The organism is Variovorax sp. GrIS 2.14 (assembly GCF_046115955.1).
Lineage (GTDB): Bacteria > Pseudomonadota > Gammaproteobacteria > Burkholderiales > Burkholderiaceae_C > Variovorax.
Window position 1 is genome coordinate 102,106 of record NZ_JBJXIA010000011.1, and the last position, 19,600, is coordinate 121,705.

Consider the following 19,600-nt stretch of genomic DNA (forward strand, 5'->3'; position numbering starts at 1 on the left):
ACGCAACGCCCTCCCAGGCAAGATCATTTCGATCGTCCGTGGTCCAGTCACCACTGAAGTGACACTCGAAATTGCCACCGGCGTCGAGCGTGATGATCGGGACCGACTGAGCGAACGCTGGCCCTCGCTCTTGGCGTGACGCAGCCCGAGCAAATTGCGGCGGTCGTGGCCGAAGCCACGCGCCGCTTCGGCCGAGCGAGGCGCTCGTCAACAACGCAGGCTATGGCTATCTCGCTGCCATCGAGGAAGGCGAAGACGCTGAAGTGCGCGCCATGTTCGAGACCAACGTCTTGCGACTCGTCGACATGACGAAGGCGGTGCGGACCGCCCTTCCCTTAAGGCACGAACTAGCTCTGCGCTGACGCCAAGGCCGCGTTGAGCGTCGCGCTGGGCCGCATGATGGCGTCGCACTTCTTTGGATCGGCAAGGTAGTAGCCGCCGATGTCGGCAGGCTTGCCTTGCACTGCTGCAAGCTCGTCGACGATCTTCTTTTCGCCGTCGGTGAGGCTCTTGGCCAGCGCGGCGAAACTCGACTGCAATTGCTTGTCGTCCGTTTGTGCCGCGAGCTCTTGCGCCCAGTACATGGCCAGATAGAACTGGCTGCCGCGGTTGTCGAGCTGGCCGGTCTTGGGTGACGGGTTCTTGTTGTTGTCCAGCAGCTTGCCGGTTGCAACATCCAGCGTCTTCGCGAGGATGACCGCCTGCTTATTGCCGGTCTTCAGGCCCAGGTCTTCGAGCGACACGGCCAGCGCCAGGAACTCGCCGAGCGAGTCCCAGCGTAGGTGGTTTTCTTCCACCAGTTGCTGCACATGCTTGGGCGCCGAACCGCCAGCACCGGTCTCGTACATGCCGCCGCCGGCCATCAACGGCACGATCGACAGCATCTTGGCGCTGGTGCCCAGCTCCATGATCGGGAACAGGTCGGTCAGGTAGTCGCGCAGGATGTTGCCGGTCACCGAGATGGTGTCGAGCCCACGAATCACGCGCTCCAGCGTGTAGCGCATCGCGCGCACCTGCGACATGATCTGGATGTCGAGGCCCGTGGTGTCGTGGTCCTTCAGGTAGAGCTTGACCTTCTTGATGACCTCGTTTTCATGCGGGCGGTACGGGTCGAGCCAGAACACGGCGGGCGTGCCCGAATTGCGGGCGCGCGTGACGGCCAGCTTGACCCAGTCGCGGATGGGCGCGTCCTTCACCTGGCACATGCGCCAGATGTCGCCCTTCTCGACGTTTTGCGAGAGCAGCACTTCGCCAGTGGCAAGGTCGACGATGTTGGCCACGCCGTCATCGGGGCACTCGAAGGTCTTGTCGTGCGAACCGTACTCCTCGGCTTGCTGGGCCATCAGGCCGACGTTGGGAACGGTGCCCATGGTCTTTGGGTCGAAGTTGCCGTTCCACTTGCAGAAGTTGATGATCTCCTGGTAGATGCGGGCGAAGGTCGACTCGGGCATCACGGCCTTCACGTCCTTCAGGCGGCCGTCCGCCCCCCACATCTTGCCGCCGTTGCGGATCATCGCGGGCATCGACGCGTCCACGATGATGTCGTTGGGCGAATGGAAGTTGGTGATGCCCTTGGCCGAGTCGACCATCGCCAGCTCGGGCCGATGCTCGTGGCAGGCGTGCAAGTCCTTGATGACCTGCTCACGCTGCGACGACGGCAGCGTCTCGAGCTTGTCGTACAGGTTGACCATGCCGTTGTTGACGTTGACGCCCAGCTCTTCGAACAGCTTGGCGTGCTTCTCGAACGCATCCTTGTAGAAGATGCGCACGCAGTGGCCGAACACGATGGGGTGCGACACCTTCATCATGGTGGCCTTGACGTGCAACGAGAACATCACGCCGGTCTTGTGCGCGTCTTCGATTTCTTTCTCGTAGAAGGCAATCAATTCCTTCTTGCTCATGAACATGCTGTCGATGATCTCGCCGTCTTTCAGCGGCACCTTGGCCTTGAGCACGATGGTCTTCCCGGTCGCGGTGGTGAGTTCCATCTTGACGTCGCGCGCCTTGTCGAGGGTCATCGACTTTTCGCCGTGATAGAAGTCGCCGCGATGCATGTGCGACACATGCGAGCGCGAGGCCTGGCTCCAGTCGGCCATGCTGTGCGGGTGCTTGCGGGCGTAGTTCTTGACGGCCAGCGGCGCGCGACGGTCGGAGTTGCCTTCGCGCAGTACCGGGTTCACGGCGCTGCCGGTGCACTTGCCGTAGCGGGCGCGAATCGCTTTGTCTTCGTCGGTCTTCGGGGCTTCCGGATAGTCGGGCAATGCGTAGCCCTTGCCCTGCAGTTCCTTGATGCAGGCCTGAAGCTGCGACACCGATGCGCTGATGTTCGGCAGCTTGATGATGTTGGTGTCCGGTAGCAGCGTGAGCCGGCCGAGTTCTGCCAGGTTGTCGGGCCGGCGCTGGGCTTCGGTCAGAAATTCCGGGAACTCGCCCAGGACGCGGGCCGCCACCGAAATGTCGCTGGTGGTGACCGTGATGCCGGCCGGCGCGGTGAATGCGCGGACGATCGGCAAAAACGCCGCTGTCGCCAGCGCCGGCGCCTCGTCGGTCAGCGTGTAAATGATGGTCGGTTCGGTCGTCGTGCCCATGCGCGTGATTCCTTGATGAAGATGCGTAATTGTCGCTCTGTCGCCGAGCGGACTGCCAGTCCGAACGCTGGAAAACCCTGATTTCACGAATGCATCGGTCCATTTTTGGATTGAATTGGACTGACCGGCGCTGAAGGTCGAAACTTTTCCCGGACACGATGACTCCACTGACCTACCCCTCGCCTGCACTCTCGGCCCGGTCCTCACCACATGCCGACGCGGCTTCCGTCGTGGGCGACGTGCTGATGCGCCGCGCCGGCGAGCCCGGTGCGCTGCTGCCGATCCTCCACGACGTGCAGGATGCGCTCGGCTACGTCCCTGCCGACCAGGTGCCGACCATCGCCGAGGCATTGAACTTGTCGCGCGCCGAGGTGCACGGCGTCGTCACTTACTACCACCACTTTCGGAGCGCGCCCGCGGCGCGGCATGTGCTGCAGATCTGCCGCGCCGAGGCGTGTCAGTCGATGGGCGCCAATGCGCTGATGGCGCATGCGGAACTCCGCCTCGGCTGTTCGGCGCACGACAGCGCGAAGAGCAGCACTTCGGCAGATGGCGCCTTCACTCTGGCGCCGGTCTTTTGCCTCGGCTTGTGCGCCTCGTCGCCAGCCTTGCTGCTCGACGATGAATTGCACGCGCGCATGACGCCGCGGGCTTTCGATGCCTTGATCGCCGAAGTCGTCGCTGTTGCCGAGCCGGTCGGGACCACAACATGAATGCGGTCACGGTGTACGTCCCGCGCGATGCTGCCGCACTCGCTGTCGGTGCCGACCGCGTGGCGCGCCGCATTGCAGACGAGGCGCAAATGCGTGGACTCGACGTCCACATCGTGCGCAACGGATCGCGCGGCCTGATGTGGCTCGAACCTCTGGTCGAGGTCGCCACGTCGGCAGGTCGCGCCGCGTACGGGCCGGTGACGCCTGGCGATGTCGCGGGCCTGTTCGATGTCGACTTCATCGTGCCGACCGGCGCCAGACCACATCCCCTGCATCTCGGCCTGACTGACGACATCCCGTATCTCAAGAACCAGGAGCGCCTGACCTTCGCGCGCATGGGTATTACCGACCCGCTGTCGCTCGCCGACTACGAAGCCCATGAAGGTTACGCCGGCCTGCGCCGTGCGATGAACCTGCAGCCTGCTGACATCGTGCAGCAGGTGCTGGATTCAGGACTGCGCGGGCGCGGTGGCGCGGCCTTTCCGGCGGGCATCAAATGGAACACGGTGCTCGCCACGCCCGCGTCGCAAAAGTACATCGTCTGCAACGCCGACGAAGGCGATTCGGGCACCTTCTCGGACCGCATGACGATGGAGGGCGACCCGTTCATGCTGATCGAGGGCATGACCATCGCCGGCATCGCGACCGGCGCGACGAAGGGCTATGTCTACATCCGGTCGGAGTACCCGCATGCGATCGCCACGATGAACGAGGCCATCGGCATCGCCAACGCGGCCGGCTTTCTCGGCGACGACATCCTCGGCTCGGGCCACGATTTTTCGCTCGAAGTGCGCAAAGGCGCCGGCTCGTACGTCTGCGGCGAAGAAACCGCCTTGCTTGAAAGCCTCGAAGGCAAGCGCGGCATCGTGCGCGCAAAGCCGCCGCTGCCGGCCATCACCGGCCTGTTCGGCAAGCCGACGCTCATCAATAACGTGATCACGCTGGCCAGCGTGCCGGTGATCCTTGCGCGTGGTGCGGCGTTCTATCGCGACTTCGGCGTCGGGCGCTCGCGCGGCACGCTGCCGATTCAGCTGGCTGGCAACATCAAGCACGGCGGGCTGGTCGAGAAGGCCTTCGGCGTGACGCTGCGCGAACTGCTCTACGACTACGGCGGCGGCTCGGCATCGGGCCGGCCGATCAAGGCGGTGCAGGTCGGCGGTCCGCTCGGCGCCTACCTGCCGGAGTCGAAATGGAACTTGTCACTTGACTACGAAGCGTATGCGGCGGCCGGCGGCACGGTCGGGCATGGCGGCATCGTGGTGCACGACGACACGGCCGATTTGTCGAAGCTGGCACGCTACGCAATGGAGTTCTGCGCCATCGAATCGTGCGGTAAGTGCACGCCCTGCCGCATCGGCTCGACCCGCGGCGTCGAGGTGATCGACAAGATCCGCGCGAACCACGGTCGAGAAGAGCAAGTCATGCACGTCGAGCTGTTGCGCGACCTGTGCGACACGATGGTCCACGGCTCGCTCTGCGCCATGGGTGGCATGACGCCCTTCCCGGTGCTGTCGGCGCTCGACCACTTCCCGCAGGACTTCGGCATCGTCGCGGTCGAATCCATTGCGCCACTGCCTGCCTGAACCGGCCTGAAGCCGTCAAACGAAGTCACCGAACCAACCCATGCTGGACGCCCACAAAGACACCGACTACGGCACGCCCCACCGCGAATCGCCACGCGAGGTCACGCTCGAAATCGACGGCAACGAAGTGACCGTGCCGGCCGGCACGTCGTTGATGCGCGCTGCCGTCGACGCCGGCATCCAGGTGCCCAAGCTCTGCGCGACCGACAGCCTGGAACCCTTCGGCTCTTGCCGCCTGTGCCTGGTCGAGATCGACGGCCGCAAGGGCTACCCGGCCTCGTGCACCACGCCTGCCGAGGCCGGCATGAAAGTGCGCACGCAAACGCCCAAGCTGCAGCAATTGCGCAAGGGCGTGATGGAGCTCTACATCTCCGACCATCCGCTCGACTGCCTCACCTGCGCGGCCAACGGCGACTGTGAACTGCAGGACATGGCGGGCGTGACCGGCTTGCGAAACGTCCGCTACGGCTTGGACGGCGCCAACCATCTAAAGGCAAAGAAAGACGAGTCGAACCCCTACTTCACCTATGACCCGAGCAAGTGCATCGTGTGCAACCGCTGCGTGCGTGCCTGCGAAGAAACGCAGGGCACCTTTGCGCTGACGATCAGCGGCCGCGGCTTCGAGTCGCGCGTGTCGCCCGGGCAAGACGAACCCTTCATGGCGTCGGAATGCGTGAGTTGCGGCGCCTGCGTCTCGGCCTGCCCGACCGCCACGCTGCAGGAGAAGTCGGTCATCTGGCTCGGCCAGCCGGAGCACAGCGTCATCACCACCTGCGCCTACTGCGGCGTGGGTTGCGGCTTCAAAGCGGAGATGAAAGGCAACGAAGTCGTGCGCATGACGCCGTGGAAAGACGGCAAGGCCAACGAGGGTCACTCGTGCGTCAAGGGCCGCTTCGCCTGGGGCTACGCGACGCATCAAGACCGGATGTTGAAGCCGATGATCCGCGAGAAGATCACCGACCCATGGCAGGAGGTCAGCTGGGATGTGGCAGTGAACCACGCGGCCAGCGAGTTCAAGCGCCTGCAGGCCAAACACGGCCGCGATTCGATCGGTGGCATCACCTCGTCACGCTGCACCAACGAAGAAACCTACCTGGTGCAAAAGCTGGTCCGCACCGCTTTCGGCAACAACAACGTCGACACCTGTGCGCGCGTGTGCCACTCGCCCACCGGCTATGGGCTGGGCCAGACGCTCGGCACGTCCGCCGGCACGCAGACGTTCAAGTCGGTCGAGCAAGCCGACGTGATCGTGGTCATCGGCGCGAACCCGACCGACGGCCATCCGGTGTTCGCGTCGCGCATGAAGAAGCGGCTGCGCGGCAGCGCTACCGTGGCTGGCGCCAGGCTGATCGTGATCGACCCACGCCGCATCGACATCGTGCGCTCGCCGCATGTGCAAGCGGATCACCACTTGCAGCTGAAGCCCGGCACCAACGTGGCGGTGATCACCGCAATGGCGCATGTCGTGGTCACCGAAGGGCTCGTCGCCGAAGCATTCGTGGCCGAACGTTGCGACGCCAAGTCGTTCGGCGAATGGCGCGAATTCGTGGCGCGTGCCGAGAATTCGCCCGAGGCGATGGAAGCGGCGACCGGGGTGCCGTCGGCCGACCTGCGCGCAGCGACACGCCTCTATGCGAATGCCGCGAACGGTGCCATCTACTACGGCCTGGGCGTGACCGAACACAGCCAGGGCTCGACGATGGTGATGGGCATCGCCAACCTCGCGATGGCCACCGGCAACGTCGGCCGTGAAGGTGTGGGCATCAACCCGTTGCGCGGACAGAACAACGTGCAGGGTGCCTGCGACATGGGCTCGTTCCCGCATGAACTGCCCGGCTACCGGCACGTATCCGACAGCATCACGCGCGCGTCGTTCGAAGCAGCGTGGGGTGTCGAGATCAGCCCCGAGCCGGGCCTGCGCATACCCAACATGTTCGATGCGGCGTTGAGCGGCAGCTTCAAGGGTCTGTATTGCGAAGGCGAGGACATCGTGCAGTCGGACCCCAACACGCAGCACGTGGCCGCCGCCATGATGGGGATGGAATGCGTGGTGGTGCAAGACCTCTTTCTGAACGAGACCGCCAAGTACGCGCACGTGTTTTTGCCCGGCTCGTCGTTCCTCGAAAAAGACGGCACTTTCACCAACGCCGAGCGGCGCATTTCGCGCGTGCGCAAAGTGATGCCGCCCAAGGCCGGACTGGCCGATTGGGAAGTGACGCAGAAGCTGGCGCAGGCGCTGGGCTATCCGATGCACTACGCCAGCCCGAAAGAAATCATGGACGAGATCGCCGCGCTGACGCCGACTTTTTCCGGCGTGAGCTACGAGCGGCTCGACGAACTCGGCAGCATCCAGTGGCCGTGCAATGCCGACGCGCCCGAGGGAACGCCGACCATGCATATCGACGCCTTCGTGCGCGGCAAGGGCAAATTCATCGTCACGCAGTACGTGGCGACGGACGAGAAGGTCACGCGCAAATTTCCGCTGCTGCTGACCACTGGCCGCATCCTGTCGCAATACAACGTCGGTGCGCAGACCCGCCGCACCGACAACAACCAGTGGCACAGCGAAGACCGGCTGGAAATCCATCCGCACGACGCCGAGGAGCGCGGCATCGCGGAAGACGACTGGGTCGGTATCCAGAGCCGTGCCGGCGAGACGGTGCTGCGCGCGACGGTGTCCGAGCGCATGCAGCCGGGTGTGGTCTACACGACATTCCACTTCCCGGAATCGGGTGCCAACGTCATCACCACCGACAACTCCGACTGGGCCACCAACTGCCCTGAATACAAGGTGACAGCGGTGCAGGTCATGCCTGTGATGCAGCCTTCTGCGTGGCAACAGGAATACAGCCGGTTCCACAAGGTGCAGCTGGACCTTCTGGCTGCGCGCGCCGAGCCAGCAGATGTCGCGTCGGCGAAATGACGGTCGTGCGCGATGCAAGTTGATTCGCTGGTACGCATGGCCAACCAGATCGGCACCTTTTTCGAGGCCATGCCCGACCGCGAGGAGGCGCTGGAAGGCATTGCGCAGCACTTAAAGCGATTCTGGGAACCGCGCATGCGGCGTGCGTTACTGGCGCACGTCGACCAAAGTGGCAGAGGCGACACCACCGACTTAAGCGCAATGGTCGTCGAAGCAATCAGCCTGCACCGCGACGTGTTGGGCTGACCAGAGCGCATCGGAAGCGCCCGGCGCCCGGCTCAGGTCTGGACGGTGAACGCCATCGCCAGACCGTTCATGCAGTAGCGCAGGCCGGTCGGCGGCGGACCGTCGTCGAAAACGTGACCCAGGTGGCCGCCGCAGCGCCGGCACAGCACCTCGTCCCGGCTCATGCCCAGGCTGTTGTCAGACGTCTTTTCGACCGAGTTGTCCATCGGCTGGAAGAAGCTGGGCCAGCCGGTGCGGCTGTCGAACTTGGTGGTCGACGAGAACAACGGCAACTTGCAGCCAGCGCACGAGAACGTGCCGGTACGCTTTTCCTTGTCGAGCGGGCTGGAGTACGGCCGCTCGGTGCCCGCCTGGCGAAGCACCTGAAATTGCTCGGGCTTGAGCATCGCCTTCCACTGCGCCTCGGTGTGCGTCACCTCGTAGGCCTTGGCGGCGCGGGCGACCGGAGTGAGCAACAAGCCGGGAAGCGTGCCGAGCGCGCCGGCCGCGAGAGTGAACAGAAATTGCCTGCGGGGTGCCATGGGTGCTCCGATGAGGTGTCTGGTTGACGCAATCCGGAGTTTCGGCGGCGTTTGGTACCTGCTGTGTACGCAGACAAACGCTCCGTGGATTCTTTTACTGGGACTTTTCCGGACAACAAAGCACTGGCGCACCTCCCATAATCTTTCGATGAAGCGCGAATCTTCCTTGCTCGGATGGCCGGCTGGCGCCGGCGAGGCGGCGGCGCTGGCGCGTGGGCTCGATGCCCGTCGCTCGCCTTTGGGGGCTCCACCGGCCTGGCCGCAAGCCTTGCGCACAACGCTGGAATTGATGTTGCCGGCGCATGCGCAGATGGTGCTTTTCTGGGGGCCCGAGCTGGTCGCGCTGTACAACGACGCCTACGCGCCGACCATCGGCCTGAAGCACCCGACAGCCTTCGGAAGGCCGGCGGCAGAAAACTGGGCGGAACTGTGGGACGACCTCGGCCCGCTGTTGAATCAGGTGTTGCAACAGGGCGAGAGCTTTTCGGCCATCGACAGACCGTTCCATATCGATCGCCACGGCCATCTCGAAGAAGTGTTCTTCGACGTGTCGTTTTCCCCCGTGCGCGAGGCCGACGGCCACATCGGCGGCGTGCTGTGCCTCGTCAACGAAACCACCGAGCGCGTACACGGTCGCCTGGCACTTTCTGAAAGTGAAACGCGCCTTCGCGATGCGTCACGGCGCACCGCACTTGCCCTGAGCGCGAGCGCCATCGTCGGCACCTGGATGTGGGACGTGCAGACCGACATGGTGTTCGCCGATGAAGCCCTCGCGACGGCTTTTTCCTTGCAGGCGCCGGACAGGCAACGCGGCCTGCCGATTTCGCGATTTCTGGAAGCGATTCATCCCGATGACCTGTCCAAAGTGCAGGCAGCCATCGCCGAGTCGCTTGCCCAGGGCGCGCCGTACCGCGTCGAGTACCGGGTGCGGACGCTCGACGCTCGCTGGCGGTGGGTGGAGGCCAGCGGCTACGTAGAACACGATGCGATGAACCGGCCCCTGCGCTTTCCGGGCGTGATGGTCGACATCGACAGCCGCAAGCTCGCCGAACAGGCGCTGCGGGAAACCAACAAGCAACTGCGACTGGCGCAGGCGGCGGGCGGCATCGGCGTCTTTCTGCTCGACATCGCGACCAACGAACTGAGTGTGTCGGCAGAGTTCTGTCGCATCTTCGGCGTGCCGGTGCGGCCTGAATTCCAGGCCTCGGTCGTCGACACCTTGCGCATCGACGCCGTAGAGCCCATGTCGACGCTCACGAACCGCGTCGATGGCTCGTTGCGCCTCAATGTCGAATACCGCATTCGCCGCGCCGACGATCAGTCGTTGCGCTGGATCGCACGGCGTGCCGAACTGGTTCGCAACGACGCCGGCAAGCCGATGTTGTTGCGCGGCGTGGTGCAGGACATCACAGGGGCCAAGCAGGTAGAAGCCACTTTGCGCCAGAGCGAGGGCCGCTTTCGTGCGCTGGCCCAGGCAGTGCCCAACCAGGTCTGGACCGCAGCAGGAGACGGCCGGCTCGACTGGTTCAATGACCAGGTCTATGAGTACTCCGGCATGCACTTCGAGCAGCTCGAAGGCAACGGCTGGGCGACGATCGTCCATCCAGACGACCTGCCCGATGTCGTCTCGCAATGGCAGCTTTCGCTTGCGACGCAATTGCCCTACGCAGCGGAGTTTCGGCTTCGTCGGCTCGACGGCGACTACCGTTGGCATCTGGTGCGCGCCCATCCGGTGCAGGACGGCGACGGTCACGTCGGCGCAAACGGCGAAGGCGGCGCGCCGATGCGCTGGGTCGGCACCAACACCGACATCAACGACCAGAAGGCAGCGCAGGAGCGCCTCGCGCAAAGCGTCGAAGAGCGCACGCGCGACCGCGACCGGCTGTGGCAACTAAGCGCCGACATCATGGTCGTCGGCGACTTCGTAGGGGTCATTCGGGCGATCAACCCGGCTTGGGAAACGTTGCTCGGCTGGACCGAAGCGGAATTGGTCGGCCAGCCCCTGTTCGATTTTGTGCACCCGGACGACATCGACTCGACGGTGGCCGAAATCGCCAAGCTGTCGCGTGGGCAGATCACGCTGCGCTTTGAAAACCGGTACCGCCACAAGGACGGCAGCTATCGCACGTTGTCATGGATCGCGGTGCCTGAGACGGACTCTCTTTATGCGGTCGGGCGCGACATCACGGCGCTGCGCGACTCCGAGTCGCGGCTGCGCCAAAGCCAGAAGATGGAAGCCATTGGGCAACTCACCGGCGGCATCGCGCACGACTTCAACAACCTGCTGCAAGGCATCACCGGCTCGATCGAGATCGTGCGGCGCCGCGTCGCGCTGGGCCGCATCGACGACCTCGATCGCTACATGAGTTCGGCAACACAGTCGGCGCATCGTGCAGCCGCGCTCATTCAACGTCTGCTGGCGTTCTCGCGGCGCCAGACGCTCGACCCGCGCGCGGTCGATGTCAACGCACTGATCGGCTCGATGGAAGATCTGCTGCGCCGCACGCTGGGCGAGCAGGTGCGGCTCGAGGTGCAGTTGGCCGACGGCATAGGCGCTGCGCTGGGTGACGAGCCGCAACTCGAAAGCGCCATTCTCAACCTGGCCATCAATGCGCGCGATGCCATGCCGCATGGCGGTGCTCTGATCTTGTCGACCGGCCATGCGACGCTGCGCGAATCCGAAACGCGCCATCACGAAGGCCTGGATGCCGGCGACTACATCGCCATTTCGGTCGCCGACACCGGCACCGGCATGTCGCCTGAAGTTCTGGCCAAGGTGTTCGACCCCTTCTTCACGACCAAGCCGATTGGCCAGGGCACCGGCCTCGGACTCTCCATGGTCTACGGCTTCGCACAACAGTCGCGTGGCCATGTCCGCATCGAAAGCCGCGTCGGCCACGGCACGCGCGTGACGCTTTATTTGCCGCCAGCCCATGCCGACGCCGCTGCAGCCGTCGAGGCGGAGGCCGCAGCCGCTGCGCTACCGCAGGGACGCGGCGAAGTCGTGATGGTGGTCGAGGACGATCCGGCTGTTCGACTGCTGGTGCTCGACGTGCTGGCCGACCTCGGCTATCGCACCATCGAGGCCGTCGACGGCACCACGGCCATTCCGATATTGCAGTCCGCGGTGCCGATCGACCTGCTGGTCACCGACGTTGGCCTGCCAGGCATCAACGGCCGGCAGTTGGCTGAGTTCGCACGCCAGCAGCGGCCCGGCTTGCACGTGCTTTTCATGACCGGCTATGCGGAACATGCAACGACTCGCGCCGAGTTTCTGGAGCCTGGCATGGACCTGATCGCCAAGCCCTTCGCAATCGACGATTTCGCGCAGCACATCGAGCAGATCGTGCGAGGGCCGTCGAGCTGATCGCGTCCGCCCGCGCGACCGATATTCCGGCGCGGCTCGACCGCTTGCCCTGGTCGCGCTGGCACTGGCGCGTGGTCATGGCGCTCGGTATCGCGTGGGTGCTCGACGGACTCGAAGTGACGCTGGTCGGCTCGATCGGCGCGGTGCTCGAACGTGCCGACACGCTGGCGCTCACCGCGACCGAGATCGGCTGGTCGGGTTCCGTCTACATCGCCGGTGCGGTCGTGGGTGCCCTGCTGTTTGGCCGGCTGACCGACAGGCTCGGCCGCAAGAAGCTGTTTCTCGTCACGCTGGTGGTCTACACGATCGGCACGCTGGCGACGGCGTTCTCGAACGACTTCGCCTTCTTCGCGCTCTGCCGCTTCGTCACCGGACTGGGCATCGGCGGCGAATACGCGGCCATCAACTCGGCCATCGACGAACTCATTCCGGCGCGGCTGCGGGGGCGTGTCAACCTCGCGATCAACGGAAGTTTCTGGGTCGGTGCAGCGCTCGGTGCCGGGCTCAGTCTGGTACTGCTCGACCCGCGCGTGCTCGGGCCGGTGTGGGGCTGGCGCGTCGGCTTCGGACTCGGCGCAGTGCTGGCCGTCGCCATATTGCTGGTACGGCGCGACGTGCCTGAAAGTCCGCGCTGGCTGATCGCGCAAGGCCGCGAAGAGGAAGCTCGCCGCATCCTCGACACCATCGAATGCAAAGTGGCAGCGGAATGCGGGCCGCTGCCACCGGCGGTCGGCCTGACGGTGTCGGGCCGGCGCACGCCGCCAACGATGCGCGAGGTCGCGCACGTGCTGTTGCGCAAGTACCGGCGCCGCAGCGTGGTCGCGATGGCCTTGATGGTCTCGCAGGCCTTTTTCTACAACGCGATCTTCTTCACCTACGCGCTGGTGCTCACGCGCTTTCATGGCGTACCCGAAGGCCGCGTGGCGCTCTACATCTTTCCGTTCGCGCTCGGTAACGTGCTCGGTCCGTTGCTGCTCGGCCCGCTGTTCGATCGCATCGGGCGGCGCAGGATGATCGCGTTCACCTATGTGCTGTCGGGCGTCGGGCTGGCGCTCACCGGCGGCGCGTTCATGCCGGGTTGGCTCGACGCATTGACGCAGGCGCTGTGCTGGTCTGCGGTGTTCTTTCTGGCGTCGGCGGCGGCCAGCTCGGCGTATCTGACGGTGAGCGAGGTGTTTCCTCTGGAGATGCGGGCGCTGGCCATCTCGATCTTCTATGCAGTGGGCACAGGCGCGGGTGGTTTCGCTGCGCCGGTGTTGTTCGGCATGCTGATCGAAACCGGCAGCCGCGGCGCGGTGACGGTCGGCTATTGCATCGGCGCCGCGCTGGTCATCGTGGCGGGTTTGCTGGCCCTGCGGATGGGCGTGGACGCGGAACGCAAATCGCTGGAGGATGTGGCGCCGCCACTGGGCGCGGACTGACTTTACCTCTGATTTTTACCCGTCGACTGCGGCACTCATGTGCAAAAAAATGGGTGCAGGCGCAGCCTGGCCACCGACCGTCTTCAAACCGCGCAGGTTCTGAATCCGAAGAAGCCATCGTCACGACCCGGCGCGGCAAAGTCGCGTCGCTTGTCGGAGCGCAGCCGGGCGCGGGTCGCGAACGATGCACCGCGCAGCACGCGCGCCTGGCCGAAGGCGGGCACCGGATCGAAGGCACTGCCGGCACTCCACGGGTCGGCCTTGAAGCCGACCCACGGCTGCAAGGTTCCAGCGGTCCACTCCTGCACGTCGGACCACCGAAAGCCACGGCGTGCCGCCGTGTGCGCAGCGATCTCCCATTCGACTTCGGTCGCGACGCGGCGACCGGCCCAGCGGGCCCAGGCATCGGCCTCCCACCAGCTCAAGTGCACGGCACTCTGCTGGCCCGCGGCACGCACCGTGGTGCCGAAGCGGCGTTGCAGCACCGAGCCACCGCTGCCATGCCGCGCACCGCCGATCTGCTCGACATAGCGTGGCGCACGACGCCCTTCGACCTGCGCGTTGAGCCAGCGCCATCCCTCGGGATGCCAGAGCGCGCTCGCGTCGTAGCCGCCATCGTCGACGAACTCGATGAATTGGCTCCAGGTGATCGGCTGCGCATCGATCTCGAACTCTGGCACTTCGATGCGGTCGCCGCCGCGTTCCTGTGCAAAGACGAAACCGGCATCGGGCAAACCTAGCTCCCACGTCGTCGCAGGCACCAGCAAGGGTTCACGCGTGACGGCAGTCGGGGTCTGCTCGATGCCGAGCGGCAAACCGAGTGCTTGCGCCGTCACGACCAGCTGCTCGCCGCACAGATCTTCATAGAACAACGCGAGCCGATAGAAGTACAACCCGGCATCCGTTTCTGCCGCGTGCTCCAGCAGCTCGAGCGTGCTCTCCAGCGTTTCGAGCAGATAGGCCTTGGTCTGGCTCAGGTCGGGCAAGTCGGGCAACCAGCGTGTATCGGGCGTGCGCTGCGTCGGGTTCCACCAGCCGTCGGCGTTGGGGTCGATGGCAGCCAGCCGCGTCGGACGCGCCGGGCAATCGGCGCCGAAAGCACGCTGCGTGTTGCGGGCGATCCACCACTCGGAAAACCAGCCGACGTGGCCGGCCATCCAGACCGGCGACGCGACACCCTCTTCGCCCTCTGCATACGCAGCAGCGGCCGGCAACTCGACCGAGCCCCACACGTTTTCGCACAGCGACAGCAGGTGCAACGTGTGATTGCGTGCATCGATCAGCGCCAGCGAAAGCAGTTCCCGGCCCGCACGCCGCATGTCGGGCGAGTCAATGGAATACGGCACCGGATGTGCGCTGAACGGCGTCGATGACGGGGGGCTCGAAGGCATGCGCGATTATGGCGACAGCCGTTGCGCACGCTGATGCGGGCTGTAACATGCGCGCTTTTGTCGAGCTCGGAGCAAGCCCCAACGCAAGCTCAAGAGGGCTCCCATCTTGTTGCGATCCGTCGGGAGATAACCCTTTGTCCGCACTTTTGAGGTTCGCGACAGTCATGGACTGGATCAGCGAAAAATTCGGCAAGCTCGCCGGTTATGCGGTGCTGTTCGCAACGCTCGTCTTGGCCGGCAACGCGCTTATCCGCTGCGGCTTCGACTTCAACAATGCTCCCACGAAGCCGGCGCCACCCCCGGCTTACGAGACGGCGCCATGAACGCGATCGACAGCCCCGCGTTCCCGCGCCTGCTCCGCATCCTCGCGGTGGTGCTGGCGTTCGACGTCGTCGCATTCGGCGTCTGGAGTTTTCCGGCCCTGCGCAGCACGGCGTGGTCGGCTGGCAGCGTGTGGGTCTTCGGCCTGGCATCGGTGTGCGTGATGTGGATGGGCTACTGGACCGTGCGCAGCCGCACCCGCCTCGATGGCGACGTCATGACGCAGACGTGGTTGTGGAACAAGCGCGCGGACGCACACGATGTCGTGCAGCTCAAACTCGTACACATCGGCTGGCTCGAACGTGCCATGGCGCCGCGTTTGCTGGTGCGCCGACGCAATGGCGCGATCACCTGGTTTCACTCGGCCGACCCACGGCTGCTCACCGCTTTCATTGAGCGTGTGGCGCAGTGCGCCATGCAAACTACAGCTTCTGCTGCTGCATGAAGCGATCGAACGTGCCTTCGGTGTAGCGGAACCAAGCGTTTTCGTCACCGAGAAACTTGACCCAGTCTGGGTAGATCTTTTTCCACTCGGGGTTCGTGTGGTTAAGGTCCGAGTAAATCTGCCGCGCCGACTTGAAGGCCGCATTCATCACGTCTTGCGAGAAGGGTCGCAGCTTGGTGCCCGAGCCGACCATTTGCTTCAGCGCGATCGGGTTCTTGGCGTCGTACTTGGCCGTCATCGAGAGGTTGGCCTGTGCGGCCGCCCCTTCGACGATGGCCTTGTACTCGGCCGACAGGCCTTCCCAAGCCTTGCTGTTGATGTAGAAGTCGATTTCCGCACCACCCTCCCACCAGCCGGGGTAGTAGTAGAACGGCGCGATCTTGTTGAAGCCGAGCTGCTGGTCGTCGTAGGGGCCGACCCATTCCAGGCCGTCGAGCGTGCCCTTCTCGAGTGCCGGGTACAGGTCAGCGCCGGGGATGGATTGCGCAATGACACCGAAGGGCTCGAGCACCTTGCCGGCAAACGGATTGGTGCCGAACTTGAGGCCCTTGAGGTCGGCGATCGACTTGATTTCCTTCCGGAACCAGCCACCCATCTGGGCCCCTGTATTGCCGCCCGGCAGGTTGACGATGTTGTACTTGGCATAGAAGGCACGCATCAGCTTCATGCCGTTGCCCTCGTACATCCATGCGTTCTGCTGCCGCGTGTTCATGCCAAAAGGCACTGAGCAGCCGAGGCAAAACGCCGGGTCTTTGCCGTAGAAATAATACGGCGCGGTGTGGGCCATTTCGACCGCCCCGCTTTGCACGCCATCGACTACGCCGAACGCCGGAATAAGTTCGCCGCCTGCATGCATCGATATCTGGAACCTGCCGCCGCTCATGTCGCGGACGCTTTTAACGAAGGCCTCGCTGGTGCCGAAGATGGTGTCCAGCGACTTCGGAAAGCTGGAGGCACAACGCCAGCGCACCGCCGCCTGGGCGTGCACGGCGGGCGCACTGCCGACGGCGAGGATGCCGGCAATGCCTGCGTTTTTAATGAGAGAACGACGGTCCATTGGGTTGTCTCCTGGGATGCGGGGAACTACGCAAGACGCAGCTGGTGACCGCGTTGACGGCTCTTGAAAGCTGTCGACTCGAAAGCTCGAGGGACCGGAGCATTGTAAAAACCGCCTCCCGCGCGAACGAGCGGGTTTTCCCCGCGAGGTCCCGAGGACGTTCCGGGCGGCGCAGTAACGCCGCGGATCGGATCAACGCTTCAACTCAGCGGCGTGCCTTCGACCGGAAATCGCGCCTCGATAGACGCTTGAATGCCCGCCGCGTCGAGCCCGAGCCCTGACAGCAACTTGACCGGATCGCCATGCTCGATGAAACGGTCGGGCAAGCCGAGCTGCAGCACAGGCTTCTGGAGGCCGGCCACTTGCAGCGCCTCGAGCACCGCGCTACCCGCGCCGCCCATGATCGCGCCCTCCTCGAGTGTGACGATGGCATCGTGCGACTTGGCCATTTCATTCACCAACGCGACATCCAGCGGCTTGGCCCAGCGCATGTTGACAACCGTGGCGTCGAGCGCCTCGGCCGCGACCAGCGCCGGATACAGCAACGTGCCGAACGCGAGGATCACGATGCCTTTGCCCGTGCGGCGCACTTCGCCCTTGCCGAAAGGCAGCGCATCGAGCGTGAGGTGCGGCGTGACGCCCGCGCCGGCGCCGCGTGGATAACGCACCGCCACGGGGTGGTTCTGTTCGTAGGCGCTGGTGAGTAGCTGGCGGCACTCGGCTTCATCGGCCGGGCACGCGATGCTCATGTTGGGAATGCATCGCAGGAACGGGATGTCATAGGCGCCCGCGTGCGTGGCACCGTCGGCGCCCACCAGCCCAGCGCGATCGAGCGCGAACACGACAGGCAAATTCTGGATCGCAACGTCGTGGATCAGCTGGTCGTAGGCACGCTGAAGAAAGGTCGAGTAAATGGCAACGACCGGCTTCAGCCCTTCGCAAGCCAGGCCGGCCGCGAAAGTGACGGCATGCTGCTCAGCAATGCCGACGTCGTAATAGCGGTCCGGAAAACGCTGCTCGAACTCGACCAGCCCCGAGCCCTCGCGCATCGCCGGTGTGATGCCGACCAGGCGACCGTCCTGCGCGGCCGTGTCGCACAGCCACTGGCCGAAGACTTGCGTGAATGTCAGCTTGGGTTGCGTGGTCGGCTTGACGATGCCAATGCTCGGATCGAACTTGCCAGGGCCGTGATAGGCCACGGGATCGGCTTCGGCCAGCTTGTAGCCCTGGCCCTTTTTGGTGACGACGTGCAGAAACTGCGGGCCGTGCAGATGCTTCAGGTTCTCGAGCGTGGGCACCAGCGAATCGAGGTCGTGTCCATCGATCGGGCCGACGTAGTTGAAGCCGAACTGCTCGAACAGCGTGGCTGGCACGACCATGCCCTTGGCATGCTGCTCGAAGCGCTTGGCAAGCTCGAACAACGGCGGCGCGCCGCGCAGCACGCTCTTGCCGACGTTCTTCGCGGCGGCGTAGAAATTGCCGCTCATCAGCTGCGCCAAATAGCGGTTGAGCGCACCGACCGGCGGGCTGATCGACATGTCGTTGTCGTTCAGGATCACCAGCAGCTTGCAGTCGGCCACGCCTGCGTTGTTGAGCGCCTCGAAAGCCATGCCGGCCGTGAGTGCGCCGTCGCCGATGATCGCCACGGCATGGCGGTCTTCGCCCTTTTGCTTGGCGGCCATCGCCATGCCGAGCGCAGCCGAAATACTGGTCGACGAATGCGCCGTGCCGAAGGTGTCGTACTCGCTTTCGCTGCGCTGCGGAAAGCCTGAGATTCCGCCCTGCTGCCGCAGCGTCGGCATGCGCTCACGCCGGCCGGTCAGGATCTTGTGCGGATAGGTCTGATGACCCACGTCCCACACCAGGCGGTCGTGCGGCGTGTTGAAGACGTGGTGCAGCGCGACGGTCAGCTCCACCGTGCCCAAGTTCGAACTGAGGTGGCCACCGGTGCGCGACACGTTGTCGAGCACGCAGGCACGCACCTCGTCGGCCAGTTGCTGCAACTGCGCGCGGTCGTATTGGCGGATCGGAGACGGGTCGTGGAGAGTGGGGAGCAGCGGAGCCATGAAGAGTTGTTGTTATCGGTCGCGATCGACGACCATATGGGCCAGCGCTCGCAGCGCGTTGGTGTCGGGCAATGCGCTGCGTTCGAGCGCCGCCAGAGCCGCAGTCAAAAGTTGTTGCGCCTGCGCGCGTGCGCCGTCGAGGCCAAGCAAGGAGACGTAAGTGGGTTTGTCGCTGGCCGCATCCTTGCCGGCGGTTTTGCCAAGCGTGTGCGAATCGGCAGTGACGTCGAGGATGTCGTCGACCACCTGGAATGCGAGCCCGATAGCAGCGCCATAGTCGCGCATCGCGGCCAGTGCAGGCGCGGGCACGCTGGCAGCGCACGCCGCGCCCATCTCGACGCTGCCTTGCAGCAGCGCGCCGGTCTTCATGCGATGCATTTCGCGGAGTTGCGGCTCGTCGAGCGAGCGCCCGACGCTGGCCAGGTCGATGGCCTGGCCACCGGCCATGCCCTGGCTACCAGCGGCACGTGCCAGCAGGCGGCACAGCAGGGCCTGCATCACCGGAGGTACCGCATCGCCCGCAGCGTTCGGGTCATCGGCATCGGGAGTCAGCAGCTCGAACGCCAACGCCTGCAACGCATCACCGGCCAACAGCGCATCGGCCTCGCCGAACTTGACGTGCACCGTGGGCTTGCCGCGGCGAAGAATGTCGTTGTCCATGCACGGCAGGTCGTCGTGCACGAGGGAATAGGCGTGGATGAGCTCGGCGGCACAGGCGGCGCGCAGGGCGGCGTCGGGCCGGCCGTGCACAGCCTCGCTGGCCGCCATCACCAGCAACGGCCGGAGGCGCTTACCGCCGTCTAGCACCGCGTACCGCATCGCATCGCCCAGCAGCAGCGGCGCATCGACGCCGACCCAACGCGACAGGGCCCCCTCGACGTTAGCCAGATGCGGCTCGCTCCAGGCGGCGAGGCACGCGGCATCCCACCGCGCGGCAGGCATAGCAGACGGGTCTGTC

Annotated in this window: 14 protein-coding genes and 1 pseudogene; 9 read left to right on the plus strand and 6 right to left on the minus strand. The window is 64.8% G+C overall.

All coding sequences use genetic code 11. The features are described from left to right. Positions 1-99 precede the first annotated feature (99 nt). Positions 100-347: pseudogene (locus RCH10_RS18020) on the plus strand (SDR family NAD(P)-dependent oxidoreductase); the annotation flags it as partial. On the opposite strand, the gene RCH10_RS18025 reads toward RCH10_RS18020, so the two are convergent. Beyond that, on the minus strand, positions 348-2,588 hold the full coding sequence (locus RCH10_RS18025) for an NADP-dependent isocitrate dehydrogenase (protein ID WP_409053448.1): 2,241 nt from the start codon (positions 2,586-2,588) through the stop codon (positions 348-350). It abuts the pseudogene before it with no gap. 158 nt (positions 2,589-2,746) lie between these two features. On the opposite strand from RCH10_RS18025, the gene RCH10_RS18030 reads away from it, so the two are divergent. From RCH10_RS18030 to RCH10_RS18045, 4 genes are read left to right on the plus strand one after another with little or no spacing between them, the layout of a single operon-like run. Continuing rightward, complete coding sequence (locus RCH10_RS18030) at positions 2,747-3,301, plus strand: formate dehydrogenase subunit gamma (protein ID WP_409053449.1); 555 nt, start codon at positions 2,747-2,749, stop codon at positions 3,299-3,301. Then, positions 3,298-4,884 (plus strand): formate dehydrogenase beta subunit, encoded by a 1,587-nt coding sequence (locus tag RCH10_RS18035; RefSeq protein WP_409053450.1) that lies wholly within the window; start codon positions 3,298-3,300, stop codon positions 4,882-4,884. Before RCH10_RS18030 ends, RCH10_RS18035 begins: the two co-directional genes overlap by 4 nt. 40 nt (positions 4,885-4,924) lie before the next feature. Beyond that, complete coding sequence (gene fdhF, locus RCH10_RS18040; RefSeq protein ID WP_409053451.1) at positions 4,925-7,807, plus strand: formate dehydrogenase subunit alpha; 2,883 nt, start codon at positions 4,925-4,927, stop codon at positions 7,805-7,807. A 12-nt stretch (positions 7,808-7,819) separates the two neighbouring features. Continuing rightward, a complete protein-coding gene (locus tag RCH10_RS18045; RefSeq protein WP_323497420.1) occupies positions 7,820-8,053 on the plus strand; it encodes a formate dehydrogenase subunit delta in 234 nt (77 codons plus the stop codon). Positions 8,054-8,085: 32 nt separating this feature from the next. Here the strand turns inward: RCH10_RS18045 and msrB are convergent, their stop codons facing one another. Continuing rightward, on the minus strand, positions 8,086-8,574 hold the full coding sequence (gene msrB, locus RCH10_RS18050; RefSeq protein WP_409053452.1) for a peptide-methionine (R)-S-oxide reductase MsrB: 489 nt from the start codon (positions 8,572-8,574) through the stop codon (positions 8,086-8,088). Positions 8,575-8,722: 148 nt separating this feature from the next. On the opposite strand from msrB, the gene RCH10_RS18055 reads away from it, so the two are divergent. After that, positions 8,723-11,941 (plus strand): PAS domain-containing protein, encoded by a 3,219-nt coding sequence (locus RCH10_RS18055; RefSeq protein ID WP_409053453.1) that lies wholly within the window; start codon positions 8,723-8,725, stop codon positions 11,939-11,941. A 77-nt stretch (positions 11,942-12,018) separates the two neighbouring features. Next, a complete protein-coding gene (locus RCH10_RS18060) occupies positions 12,019-13,362 on the plus strand; it encodes an MFS transporter (protein ID WP_409053523.1) in 1,344 nt (447 codons plus the stop codon). An 83-nt stretch (positions 13,363-13,445) separates the two neighbouring features. On the opposite strand, the gene RCH10_RS18065 is transcribed toward RCH10_RS18060, so the two are convergent. Next, entirely contained in the window at positions 13,446-14,753 is a 1,308-nt protein-coding gene (locus tag RCH10_RS18065; protein WP_323497424.1) for an SUMF1/EgtB/PvdO family nonheme iron enzyme, read from the minus strand. Between the two features lie 134 nt (positions 14,754-14,887). Between RCH10_RS18065 and RCH10_RS18070 the strand changes: the two genes are divergently transcribed. Together RCH10_RS18070 and RCH10_RS18075 are read left to right on the plus strand one after the other, a co-directional pair. Then, complete coding sequence (locus RCH10_RS18070) at positions 14,888-15,076, plus strand: hypothetical protein (RefSeq protein WP_409053454.1); 189 nt, start codon at positions 14,888-14,890, stop codon at positions 15,074-15,076. Further along, positions 15,073-15,519: a hypothetical protein gene (locus RCH10_RS18075; protein WP_409053455.1), complete on the plus strand. Its 447-nt coding sequence runs from the start codon at positions 15,073-15,075 to the stop codon at positions 15,517-15,519. The genes RCH10_RS18070 and RCH10_RS18075 overlap by 4 nt, the downstream gene beginning before the upstream one ends. Here RCH10_RS18075 and RCH10_RS18080 read toward each other — a convergent pair. The 3 genes from RCH10_RS18080 to RCH10_RS18090 all read right to left on the minus strand — a co-directional run bounded on the left by RCH10_RS18080 (position 15,497) and on the right by RCH10_RS18090 (position 19,584). Continuing rightward, positions 15,497-16,576 (minus strand): TRAP transporter substrate-binding protein, encoded by a 1,080-nt coding sequence (locus RCH10_RS18080; protein ID WP_409053456.1) that lies wholly within the window; start codon positions 16,574-16,576, stop codon positions 15,497-15,499. The genes RCH10_RS18075 and RCH10_RS18080 overlap by 23 nt on opposite strands. 200 nt (positions 16,577-16,776) lie before the next feature. Continuing rightward, positions 16,777-18,642 (minus strand): 1-deoxy-D-xylulose-5-phosphate synthase, encoded by a 1,866-nt coding sequence (gene dxs / locus RCH10_RS18085; protein ID WP_409053457.1) that lies wholly within the window; start codon positions 18,640-18,642, stop codon positions 16,777-16,779. A gap of 12 nt (positions 18,643-18,654) precedes the next feature. Next, on the minus strand, positions 18,655-19,584 hold the full coding sequence (locus tag RCH10_RS18090; protein ID WP_409053524.1) for a polyprenyl synthetase family protein: 930 nt from the start codon (positions 19,582-19,584) through the stop codon (positions 18,655-18,657). Positions 19,585-19,600 lie beyond the last annotated feature (16 nt).